Source organism: Calothrix sp. NIES-2098 (assembly GCF_963875125.1).
In the GTDB taxonomy this organism is placed as follows: domain Bacteria; phylum Cyanobacteriota; class Cyanobacteriia; order Cyanobacteriales; family Nostocaceae; genus Aulosira.
Genome location: NZ_CAWNKJ010000001.1, coordinates 7472544 through 7484581, shown reverse-complemented (window position 1 = coordinate 7484581; position 12038 = coordinate 7472544). Strand labels below are relative to the sequence as shown.

Here is a 12038-nt window from a genome sequence, read left to right as displayed (position 1 = left end):
TTGGTAAGTAAATATTAAGTTATAAAAGTTACAGGCTACCGTGTGTTCAATTAACAATGATTAAATTTTAACTAGAAAAAAATAGTCACTACTCAGCTAAAACATCCGGTTTTTTTAGCTTTGTCTTGATAAATAAAAATATGAATGCGGGATAGCATGTTTTACAAATCGAGGAGTCTGAGATATTGATAGCGGTGTTAAGCATGAAATAAATGTGATAGACAATACATTTTTTGCTCACCTCTATATATGAATTCTTAGCATTCAACAAAATCTATTACTAATAGTTTTTACTAGTTACCTGTTGCACAATTAGTAATCTTTTGGTTGCAGTAACAGTAAAAACTTTAGTGCTTTGTTAATTTGATAGTGAGATACTAAATGCTGCATCAGCTAGGAATACCTAATGTAATGAAGCTAAATTTTATCGAATTAAAAGGATGCCAATTTGAAAAATTATCGTCATCGATAAATAGGTAATTCTCAATCCGAGATTCAAAATGATATGAGCGATCGCGTACTTGAATACAACAAGATTGAGGTATGAATAAAATCATTAATTTTACTTGTAGCTCTCGCAACCTGAAAATCAGGCTAGATCAAAATACACAAAGTAAGCGGTTAACATACACCTACGTAACTCTGCTCGAGAGTGTAAAGATTGCATAGGGTAATCAAATAGCCGTTAAAGGAACAGTAAAAGATATATTGCCATTTTGGCAGGTTTTCCTAGACTAGATGGGATATTAGTAGATAGTACGAATAGTTATTGATATTCATACGTAGTTGCTATCTACCGAAAAAATGCTAGAGCTAGGCTAATCCAGCAATAGGTGATTTTGTCCGCAATTTTACGTACTAGGAAATAATAATACATGGTATTATCACTGTCTTCTCACAATGTTATCCAGTATCTGCAAGATGCGGGTCTGTGTAGCTCAGAAGATGGAGCATCAGGCGAATCTGAGTTACCAGATAGGAGTAAAAATTCCAATTTACTAGTGAATCTGGCAGATAATCGCAAACTACTTGTTAAACAAGAACGTAGCAATAATCATGATGAAACTTCTGATGAGTTATTCAATGAATGGCTATTTCATCAATTGCTACAGCAGTTTCCGGTTATTGGTAATATTTCTGCGATCGCATCATTATTAATACATTTTGATGAGGAAAATTCTATCCTTGTCCGTAAATACTTAAGTGACTATCAAGATCTCAGGAATTTTTACCAAACAACTGATATTTATGCAGATGATATTGCCTCAGCTATAGGTAGTACATTGGCGGGGTTACACCGTGCTACTTTCAACAGTCGAGAATATCGCGATTTTATGAACGCTGCGCCCGCAGGTCAGTTTCGTTATCACTTCTATAATCCGGCTCAAGGGATAGAATCGATTACACCAGAGATTTTTGGTACAGTTCCTACGGAAGCATTGCAATTTTATACTCTGTATCAGCGTTACGAAAGTTTAGAATCAGCAATTGCAGACTTAGCATACGAATGGAATCCTTGCTGCTTAACTCATAACGATTTGCAGTTAAACAACATTTTGGTGCATTCACGGTGGCAGCAGCTTGATAATTGCTTGGTAAGATTAATTGATTGGAAATCTTGTGCTTGGGGAGATCCCGCTTTTGATTTGGGAACTTTATTAGCCAGCTATTTAGAAATTTGGCTTTCGAGTCTTGTAGTAGACTCCACTTTGGAGATAGAAGAATCTCTGCACCTGGCGGTGACACCGCTGGAGGTTCTTCAGCCTTCAATTCTGGCTTTAATTCGAGGTTATCTAAATGCTTTCCCGATGATTTTAGAGTACCGTCGCGATTTAATTTTGCGAGTTGTTCAGTTTGCTGGATTAGGTTTAATTCATCAAATTCAAGGTAAGATTAAATGTCGCAGAAATTTCGATAATGCTGACATTTGTAAGCTGCAATTTGCCAAAAATCTATTAACTATACCAGAGCAAGGTGTAATAACAGTTTTTGGTATTTCCGAGGCAGAAATCTTAAAACCTGTGGCTAAAGTCCATAAACTTCCTCAACCAGAACGAGAGAAGCAATTGGTTCGCCTTTATTACGAAAAAACCCGCCTACGCGGTTGTTAACTAAGTAAGTCGAACTATATTACATGCAAAATTTTATTTTTGCATTTGAAATTTTTATTCTATTCCTCACACAGAAACTTCCATAAACTCTTTAGAACCCTAAGTTGGCATCAGGGAAGAAACAGCATTGACCGCATATTGTTTGTCTAATTTCCCATTCTAAATTTTGAGGTGGTAAATAACTCATGGTATATTCTTCTGCTCATCAACCGCTGACTTCCTTATTTGATATTGCTAGTAATATCCAAATTGAGTCTAACTTTTCTATTCACCATCCGAATTATCAACCCTTTGCTTTGCCAGCAAAAATTGCAGATAGATTTCAGCAAAATTCCGCAGATTTACAGCATAAATACCTCACTTTACTATTGCGGAATTTCCTCTATGGCATCTATTACAATGGTTCTCTCCAAAATATTTTGGCAGTTAATGGGGATGCTGCTCATCATCTGCCACATCAAAATTTAGAAAATCATGCCAGCTTGGGAATTGATGGGGAATTTTACGAACGGCTGCACAATTGCAATCACGGTACAGGTTATTTTGACCATAGTTGGGAAATTTTGCGGCAAGAACCCGATGGTAGCATGGCTGTGAACAAAGGCGGATTGACACTGTATATTGAGCCAGACTGTCATCTCAAACCGCATTCTCAATCTGCCAAAGTTGGTGATTTGGTATCAATATGGATGCCGAAAAATCGCTTGCAAAACGGTTGTTACCTAGCAGTTAGTAACTTCGGACAGGAAAGACAAGACAACCCAGAAAGCGATTTAGGCACAGGACGAATCTATTTTAATATCACACCATTTGGTGCGATCGCTCTCATGGATAGTCTGACAGTGGAACTCAACGAGGCTGGTATTCCTTTTAGCTTCCAGGTTCCCTACAACCCCTCTGCATACGGACGCTACGATTCTGGAGTACTCTACTTTGAACGTCACGACTATCTAGCAATTCGTGAAGTCCTACAAGCTGTGTATGCAGAACACGAATCCCATTTTTACCCAGATATCCCCTTATTCACCAAGTTTTTAGCGCCAGGATTAGGTTTAGCTGAAGAACCCATCAAAAAATTTGCTGCACAAGAAAGTTTTGGTATGAATCGCTGTCAAATTGTCGCCAATGGTTTGTTGGAAGCTTGGCAAAAAGGTAAAAATGCCCTTGACGAACGGATGCAGGCGATTAACCGCCACTTTACCAGACACTTAGTTGATGTGCAGCGCCCATACCTCAATCCAAGTTCTGAAGATATCTACTCTCCTTTAAACTAATCTTTCAATAACTTAGGGTGGCACTGCACACCTTTGGACTGATATCTAAAAATTGCTTGGTTACGGTAAGATTACTCTGTAGAGCAGGCCATCAGCCTGCTCTTTTTATGTTTGAATTTTTGAATCATCAAATATGCCATTCACTTATAACCGTAGCGTTCGCTTCCAAGATACCGATGCTGCTGGGGTAGTGTATTTTGCGAATATTTTGGGGATTTGTCATGAAGCTTATGAAGAATCTCTAGAAGCAGCAGGTATTGATTTAAAAGCTTTTTTTAGCAATCCTTCGGTAGCTTTTCCGATTGTTCATGCCAATGTAGATTTTTTTCGTCCAATTTTTTGTGGTGATAAGTTGTTAGTTAGTTTAATGCCACAAAAATTAGGTAGTGAGAAGTTTGAAATTGCTTACGAAATTTCTATTGCTGAGGTAATAGTTGCTAAGGCAATTACTAGGCACGTTTGTATTGATGTGAGTAGTAGGAGTAAACAAGAATTGCCTGCTGAAATAGTTAATTGGTTGGAAACTAACCGCAGAGACACAGAGGAAGTAGAGAGAAGAAAGGCAAGGGAAACTATGTAGTTTTTAGTTAGCACCTTCATAATTAATGCGAGAGACCATTAATTATATTGGTAAGTAAAAGCACCACAGAGGAACAAAGACACAAAAATTCACTTAATATAAATTAAGCTGGTGAATCACTATTTTATGTAGCTGTTGGCGGTTAATTTTACCTTGAGAATTGCGAGGTAAGTTGGAGACAGAAATCCAGTGTTTAGGTATTTTGAATTTGCAGAGTTTATCTTGGAGGACAGTTCTAATATGTAATGAGGTATAAGATTCTTTGGGAATATAAATGGCTGTTAAAGCTTGTCCCCAATGTGTGTCTGGTATCCCTATTACACAAATATCGTTAACCATTTGGGTTGCTCTAATAGCTGATTCAATTTCTGCGGGATAGATGTTCTCACCGCCGCTAATTATTTTGTCACTATTACGCCCGATAATGTTTAAATAACCTTGTGTATCCAAAAAACCAATATCATCTACTTGAAAATAATCATGATTTTCCCAGAGTTTTGGATAGTAACCAAGGGCTAGAGATTTAGCTTGAATTGTAATATTACCTGTTTGATTACTATTTAGGATTTCGCCTTCCCGATCGCGAATTGTTACTTGGGCATGAGGGAGAATTTGTCCAGAATTAACTTTACTATTGAGGAAATCATCAGGTTTGAGGGTGGCAATTTGAGAAGCAGTTTCTGTCATCCCATACGTAGGTGCTAATCTAATGCCATGAAATCTGGCTTTTTCTAACAGTTCGTTCCATGCAGGCGCACCTCCTAACATTACTGTTTCAAATTGCGATATCCACTCAGTTAATTTGGGATTTTGGAGAAGGCGTTGTAATTGGGTAGGAACTAAAGATATGAAAAAATTTGAAGCTTCAATATTATATATTTGACCATATTCTAATGCTTTAAAGGGTAGAATAGCTAGTTTACCCCCAGTCGTAAAAGAACGCATAAATTGCATTAAACCGCTAACATGATAAAGCGGCAATACACAAAAAGAGTTAATATAATTTAGCAGAAAATATTCTTTAAATCCTTGCACTGAAGCAATAAGGGTGTCCCAAGTGTGAATGGCAAACTTAATTTGTCCTGACGATCCACCTGTGGGAATCATAATTAGCGATGAGTACTGATTAATGAGTTCTGAGTGAGATATTAAAGGCGATTTGGAATTTTTGATTATCTCTCCATCTCGCAAAATTATATCTGGCTGAACTAAATCGAAAACTTGTTGCCATTCTTGTGTTCCCCAATCTGGGTTACAAAGAAAAACGTAACAATTAGCTGCACAAGCTGCAATAAATCCTGCTAAAAATCTCTCTGGTTGGCGTTCAGCTAAAAAGATTTTTGGTCGTTTGTCTGATTTACAAAATAGTGTTAATTCTAAATAAAATTCTTCAGTTAATTGCTGTAATTGCAGACTGTTACAACCAATTAGCCAATTGCGGTTGCCTATTTTTTGGAGATAGTTTAAAGGTCTTTCCATAGACGTTGCAGCCATGTGTCTTCTTCTTGTTCAAACAAGTGGTTAATACCAAAACCAACTGCTCGGTTATGCTGAGATAATTCTGCTGCTAGGCGAAGTGCGGCTTGTCTGCCGATCGCAGTTTCAAAAACGGATGAAAACACAGCATCAATGTTATGCTGTCGGCAAAATTGCCTTAACCGCGATGGTGAACCTGCTATCCCTGGCTTAATCACAAAAATCCCTCGCCACCCTCGTTGATAAGCATCAATAAGTTGTTGAAGTGTGGCAACAGACTCATCTAAAGCGATCGCAGTACTATAGCTTTTACTCAGCTGCAACATTGTCTCTAATTCCTCAACAGCTAAAGGTTGTTCGAGAAATTCAATATTTTCTGGGAATAGATCGCAATTCTCTAGCCATAACTCAGCTTCTTGATAACTCAGCCCCGCATTCGCATCTAATCGCAGTGTGGTAGAGGCTGGTAAATTGTGAATCAGTAACTGAAAAATTTTTAGTTCATGAGCGATCGCATCAACACCAATTTTCCATTTAAACGTGCGATATCCTTGCTCCCACAGCTTTTGCCATACACTTAAGGCCGCTTCACCAGCTGGTAATAAGCCACTATTGGGCATGAGGTATTGGTTATTCTCCCTTGTCCCCAGTGCCTCAAGTGCTGATTCAAAACCAAATTGACAGGCGGGTAAATCATCGGGAATGGAGAAAATTACCTTCTCTGTAATTTCCTTTGGTAGCTGGCGACAAAAATCTAAAGCTTGTTCTAGAGTTTCCGAACCAAACCAACTGATAGGCGCAATTTCCCCCCATCCATCCCTACCTGCTTCATCAATTAGGCGAATAATAATGCTTTCACGGATATCCCAACTACCATGACTCGTAGTAAGCGATCGCAAAAACCTCCGCGCTAGAGGACGAAATTCAAATCTGTAAATCACCTCTGTTCATTCTCTCTGCTCCTCTGCGTGAGAAAAAACTAAAACAAAAATCCCGCACCCAACAGCAAACAACTCCAAAAATGCACAGCTACAGCGATAAATTTAGAATTACTCACCCTGTCTGGTAGATGATGATTCTGCTGAACGTGGCGACATAACTTCACAGCGAAGGGTAAACTTACCCAACTCAACAAAGTCCATAAGGGAAAAACACCCGATAACACAAGTATCAAAGTTAGGGGATAGATACTGACGGTAAACCAATTCAGCAGTTGCGCCCCTCTTTTAGTTCCCAAACGCACAATAGGCGATCGCTTTCCGGCGGCTATGTCATCATCAACCTGGTGAAAGTGGGAGCAAAACAAAATTAAACTGGTGACAATGCCGACGATAACTGAAGCTAGTAAACTCGTCATTGACCAAGCTTGGGTTTGACTGTAGTATGCTGCACCCACTGCCAACGGCCCAAAGGCAAAAAAACAAAGAATTTCGCCTAAACCCTGGTATCCTAAACGAAAGGGAGGCCCTTGGTACATATAGCCCAAAGCACAGCAAAGCAGAATTATCCCGATTACAGTTAGGTCTTGTTGCCAAAGTGCGATCGCAAGTATTCCTAGCAACCCCAGACCTAAGCAGAGATTTCCTAACCAAAATACTACTAACTTTTTGCCAGTTAAATTTACCAATGAATGATGTTTATTTTTATCTATCCCTGTTTCCGAATCAAAGACATCATTACTGATATTTTCCCACGCCAGAATTAAAACTGCCGCAGCAATAAAAGTAGAAAATATTGCTCCATTAAAATTTTTAGTTTCTGCAAATGCTACTGCTGTTCCTACCCAAATAGGCATAATGGCAACGCTATACATCGGCGGTTTAATCGCTGCCATCCATAATTTGGATTTGGGATATAAAATCTGCTTTGTAGTCATCAGTCTCGATCAACTAAATTGCCAGAACCTTACTCACATTATTAGATTTTATGGTTTTGAGACACACCTAATGTTAGTGATGTGCAAAAAACTTTTACTTTTGCTGAAAACGTAATACTCAAATTGCAGCATAAAACTGAGCATGGACTGTCTGTTGTAAGACCACAAACAAGAAAAACCATACTCTGGTGAAATGGCGACTTAATATGTTACCTGTAGAAATACGACCATGTTTAATTGCACTTTAGGAAGATAACTTAAAAAAAATTTACTATTACTAGATCCATGACAGTTTCACCATGTCGTAACAACGTCTTTGTAGATCGCAAAGCCCTTTACCAATTTCTGGTAGCAGTTCAGGAAAATTGCCTGAAAAATCATAGCAGGCAAATTGTGAATGTTTCTTTAGAAATTGACTTAGTTGACCCTTTAGTTGTATTAGACAAACTTGCCCAAGTTAATGAGATAAATTTTTATTTTGAAAATAAGGGCAAAGGAGAGGCGATCGCTGCCATTGATTCTGTAACCGAATTACATATTGATGGTATTGATAGATTTAGTAAAGCAGAATATTTTATCAAAAATTCTCTAAAAAATATAATTAACTTTGGTAACAATAACCAACCTTTTTCTGGCCCTCACTTTTTCTGCTACTTCAGCTTTTTCCATCAAAATTATCAAGCAGATTATCCATTCCCTTCAGCCACTATTTTTCTACCACGTTGGCAAATAGCTGTAAAAAATCAGCGCTGCATCTTAGTAATGAATTCAATTATTAATGCAAACGCCAATATTTCTAGTCTCATTCAAATACTATTTAACAAAATTGAAACAATCAATTCTTTAAAATATTATTCTCCCAAAATTGACAACTTTCCGACAGATTTCTGCAAAAAATCCGTTACCAACGCTGCCCAATTTAAACGTTCTGTATCATCTGCTTTAAATAAAATCCATTCTAATCATTTAACTAAAATTGTTTTAGCAGATGCATTAGATGTTAGAGCCAGCAATAATTTTAACTTATTTAAATCTTTAAATAATCTCCGACAAATACATCCTAATTGCTATATATTTTCTACAAGTAATGGCAAAGGACAAAACTTCATTGGAGCTAGTCCAGAACGCTTAATTAGTATTGATAATCAACAGTTAATTACAGATGCTTTAGCTGGTTCTGCACCCAGAGGAAAAACACCTGCTGAAGATGCTGCCCATGCCAATAGTTTAATCAATAGTGAAAAAGAAAAGCACGAACATTCCCTAGTAATTGATTTTATTACTCAACGCCTTTCTCAAATCGGTTTGTTACCCCAGGTATTACCACCGCGTCTGCGGCAATTATCTAATATTCAGCATTTATGGACACCAATTAGCGCTTTAGTTCCAGCTAACGTACATCCTTTAAAGATTGTCGCCCAGTTGCATCCTACACCAGCTGTAGCAGGTGCAGCCAGAGATATTGCTTGTGCAGAAATTCGTCGTTACGAAAACTTTGAGAGAGGTTTATATGCTGCACCTTTAGGTTGGGTAGACTCTAACGGTAACTGCGAATTTATTGTCGGAATCCGTTCAGCGTTAATAGATGGCGATCGCGCTAGACTGTATGCAGGTGCTGGTATCGTTGCAGGTTCCGATCCAGAAAAAGAATTTGCAGAAGTACAATTGAAACTTCAGGCTTTACTGAAAGCTTTAGTGTAGTGAAAATTCAACCACAGATAAGTACATCAATAAATCATCCATCATCTTCTAGAAGAGCGATATCTTTCTGAAAAATAGGAAATGGTACAAAAGTTTTACTTCGGTAGACAGGATTATCTCGATCAAAATTTTTTGGCACTCCTACCAGCAATTCTGGAAAATCTTTCTTAGCACGTTCGCCAACACATATCTCACAGACAAACTCAAAAAAGTCTCGGCCAAGATAGCAACTGAACCCAGTTTGACACGATACACCGTAAATATCATAGCTTTTATCCTGTTGGCTGTAAGTCCTTAAGTCAAAAATGAAGGAAACATAAAAGTCACCTCCACCAAACAAATAAGCGTGTTTAAGTAATTCTTGAATCTCAGTTGACCATTGATAACTATCCTTGCAGGCATCAATAATAATCTCGTTTGAGAGTAATTGTTCTTCTGAATTCTCTATGTCTGGAACTTCAATGAAAAACATATTTTGACCAAATCTTCCAGAACCAATAACCTGACAAAATTCTTTATATCCTTCTGGAAGAACCAAGCAGGATCTAGATTCAAAATCCAAAAGCTGTATTGCATTCAAAGTTGATAGGCTACGAGTACATTGTAGAATCACTTCTAGTTTGGCAAGGAGGAATTTCCATTTTTTTAGATCTTCACTAGCCATAAAAATGTTTCAATTTTAGAAGATGTTATAAAAATGATGGTTATTGTAGCACTATCAATAATTCAAGGTGCGTTAGCCTGCGGCATAACACACCCTACAATTGAATTTTTTAGTTTATATTTTTCTGTTTGAACACAGATTATGTATTTACCATTTCTTGCACTAAAACATAGGGCTGGACAATGAGTGTTTGAAATCGCTTTTGAGGATTAGCGTTCCATTCTCCCAACTGTTCCGTAGAAGGTTTGGTAATCAATTGCTCGTCAATCCATAGTTGCACTTGGGGAATATTATCGCTAGCGATCGCTAATCCCACATCTAACAAATCTAGTCCCTGCGTTACTACAATCACTGCATCTCTTTTGACATGAGGAATTAGCCATTCCCATTCTGCTTCATCTAAATTTTCTGCTAATTCTGCTCTTAAATCCGGCATATTTCCTCAATTTTTTATCAGCCTCAGTTTAATTGTACATTTTTTCGCCAAAGACAAATGATTAAACTTCTGATTGCATTTCCTCAATTTCAAACAAAGATACAATTACTCCAGCTATGGGAATAGAAATAAAAATTCCTAGCAAACCTGCTACTCTTGCACCTACTAGTAAAGCAAAAAATACTACTATAGGATTTAAATTTAACGCACCTTGCATAATGCGCGGTGCAATTAAATTATCTTGGATTTGCTGAAGTATAATGCAAGCTACAAATACTTTTAAAGCTAGCCAAACATTTTGAGATAAGACAATTAAAGTTACCGTACTAACTCCTAATGTTGCGCCTATGCCAGGAATAACATCAAGTAAACCAACTAGCACTGATAAAAGCAAGGCAAAAGGGACATTTAACAACAAAAATACGAGCAATGTCGCACTTGTTAAAAATAAAGTTAGTAATAACTGACCGCGAAAAAATCCTAAAAAAGTACGTTTTATAACATGAGTAAATCTAGCTCGTCGCTGCCTTGGTACTATTTTAAGAATTAGCTGCCAAATTTTTTCTCCATCCAAAAGCATAAAAAAGGCAACAACAGCAATTAATATAAAAGTTACAAAATTTGTCAGAAATTGTTGGAGAATAGCGAGGCTATTTACCAGACTATTGATTGCTTGATTTCGTAATTGCTCTTGAATAAAGTCTAAATCTATCTGCAAATTGCGGCTACGTAAAAAATTTTCTAATCGCTCAATTAAAGGTGCTAAAGAATTAAGAAAATTAGTTATACTATCGACGAGTTGTTGCCCTTGAGATAAAACTGCTAAACCCAAGGTGATTGCTATTCCTCCAAGCACTACAATGCTGAGTAAGAAAACTACCAGAACTGCTAAACCATGAGGTAAAAAATGCCGCAGCCATCTTACAGGATAGCTGAGTAAAAAAGCTAAAATCGCGGCGAATGTAAAAATAACAATCACCCCTTGAAAGTAGTCTAAAAGTAGTATAATTGCCCAGCCAGAAGCTACTAACAACAAAAAACGGACTAATGCTAGATTATTCAGTTTTTGCCAAAAATTTTTGGTTTCAAAGGCGCTCATAAGGAATTAAGAGAAGGCATGACATCAAACCTACAGAAACCTAAGAGCGATCGCTACCTCCCTTCAGCAGATTTTCTGAGTTATCGTCCTAAATCGTGCATTTGGTTAATTACATCTGCACATTTTTGTGTCAGTGCTTGCAATTCTTCTTTATTTGTGGAAGTAGGAGCATCAATTACCTGACCAATTCTGACAGTTATCGGAACTGCACGCGGCATAGTCGAGCCTTTTTGTAAAATTCCTTCAGTACCCCATAAACTTACTGGTAATATGGGTGCTTTTGCCTTAGCAGCTAACAAAGCTGCACCCCTTTTCGGGTCTGTAATGCGGCCATCTGGTGTGCGAGTACCTTGCAAAAACACACCCACAGCCCAACCATTCTCAATACACTCTAAAGCAGAACGGATGGCAGTGCGATCGGCTGCGCCTCGACTCACCGGGTAAGCACCGTACAATTTAATTGCTTGCGCCAAAACCGGGACATGAAATAACTCTTCCTTCGCCATATACGCCACTGGGCGAAGTACACAGTTAGAGACAATTGGCGGATCGAAGTAACTAGCATGATTACTTATTACCACTAAAGGCCCGGATTGAGGCACATTTTCGGCACCATAAATCCGAACTCGAAAGTAAGCATGGAGCATAGGGCTGACCACCGACCACTTAAAAGCGTGATACAGTGCCAGACTAATTAATGGTTCACGGTTTCTGGTCATTTGTCATTTGTCATTTGTCATTGGCCAAGAGTCAAGACTTATTAGTTATTTCTCCCCTTCGGGTGACGCTCCTTCGTCGCTAACGCTGCGCTAACGCCAGTC

11 protein-coding genes are annotated in these 12038 nt (G+C 38.0%); 4 read left to right on the top strand and 7 right to left on the bottom strand.

Going from position 1 to position 12038, the window contains the following annotated elements; all coding sequences use genetic code 11:
• Positions 1–875 precede the first annotated feature (875 nt).
• The 3 genes from AACU33_RS31475 (at position 876) to AACU33_RS31465 (ending at position 3965) form a co-directional block, all read left to right on the top strand.
• Complete coding sequence (locus AACU33_RS31475) at positions 876–2111, top strand: phosphotransferase (RefSeq protein ID WP_096594215.1); 1236 nt, start codon at positions 876–878, stop codon at positions 2109–2111.
• A 185-nt stretch (positions 2112–2296) separates the two neighbouring features.
• On the top strand, positions 2297–3385 hold the full coding sequence (locus tag AACU33_RS31470; protein WP_096594214.1) for a T3SS effector HopA1 family protein: 1089 nt from the start codon (positions 2297–2299) through the stop codon (positions 3383–3385).
• 133 nt (positions 3386–3518) lie between these two features.
• Positions 3519–3965, top strand: a complete 447-nt coding sequence (locus AACU33_RS31465) for an acyl-CoA thioesterase (RefSeq protein ID WP_096594213.1) — start codon at positions 3519–3521, stop codon at positions 3963–3965.
• Between the two features lie 93 nt (positions 3966–4058).
• Here AACU33_RS31465 and AACU33_RS31460 read toward each other — a convergent pair whose 3' ends face one another.
• Genes AACU33_RS31460 through menA form a run of 3 tightly spaced genes read right to left on the bottom strand, consistent with a single transcriptional unit; the run spans position 4059 to position 7317 of the window.
• On the bottom strand, positions 4059–5444 hold the full coding sequence (locus tag AACU33_RS31460) for an AMP-binding protein (RefSeq protein ID WP_096594212.1): 1386 nt from the start codon (positions 5442–5444) through the stop codon (positions 4059–4061).
• Complete coding sequence (locus AACU33_RS31455) at positions 5429–6382, bottom strand: o-succinylbenzoate synthase (protein ID WP_096594211.1); 954 nt, start codon at positions 6380–6382, stop codon at positions 5429–5431. The genes AACU33_RS31460 and AACU33_RS31455 overlap by 16 nt, the downstream gene beginning before the upstream one ends.
• Positions 6383–6420: 38 nt before the next feature.
• A complete protein-coding gene (menA, locus tag AACU33_RS31450) occupies positions 6421–7317 on the bottom strand; it encodes a 2-carboxy-1,4-naphthoquinone phytyltransferase (RefSeq protein WP_096594210.1) in 897 nt (298 codons plus the stop codon).
• Between the two features lie 285 nt (positions 7318–7602).
• Here menA and AACU33_RS31445 point away from each other — a divergent pair, with 285 nt between their 5' ends.
• Complete coding sequence (locus AACU33_RS31445; RefSeq protein ID WP_096594209.1) at positions 7603–9018, top strand: isochorismate synthase; 1416 nt, start codon at positions 7603–7605, stop codon at positions 9016–9018.
• Between the two features lie 34 nt (positions 9019–9052).
• Here AACU33_RS31445 and AACU33_RS31440 read toward each other — a convergent pair whose 3' ends face one another.
• From AACU33_RS31440 to AACU33_RS31425, 4 genes are all read right to left on the bottom strand, one after another.
• Positions 9053–9682 carry an SMI1/KNR4 family protein gene (locus AACU33_RS31440; protein ID WP_096594208.1) on the bottom strand — a complete coding sequence of 210 codons (630 nt, stop codon included), beginning with the start codon at positions 9680–9682 and terminating at the stop codon, positions 9053–9055.
• A gap of 139 nt (positions 9683–9821) precedes the next feature.
• Positions 9822–10118, bottom strand: coding sequence for a DUF2288 domain-containing protein (locus AACU33_RS31435; protein WP_096594207.1), 297 nt, complete (start codon positions 10116–10118; stop codon positions 9822–9824).
• A gap of 61 nt (positions 10119–10179) precedes the next feature.
• Positions 10180–11217: an AI-2E family transporter gene (locus tag AACU33_RS31430; RefSeq protein ID WP_096594206.1), complete on the bottom strand. Its 1038-nt coding sequence runs from the start codon at positions 11215–11217 to the stop codon at positions 10180–10182.
• An 80-nt stretch (positions 11218–11297) separates the two neighbouring features.
• The gene (locus AACU33_RS31425; RefSeq protein ID WP_096594205.1) at positions 11298–11936 is read right to left on the bottom strand and encodes a lysophospholipid acyltransferase family protein; all 639 of its coding nucleotides are present in this window, start codon (positions 11934–11936) and stop codon (positions 11298–11300) included.
• Between the last annotated feature and the right edge of the window lie 102 nt (positions 11937–12038).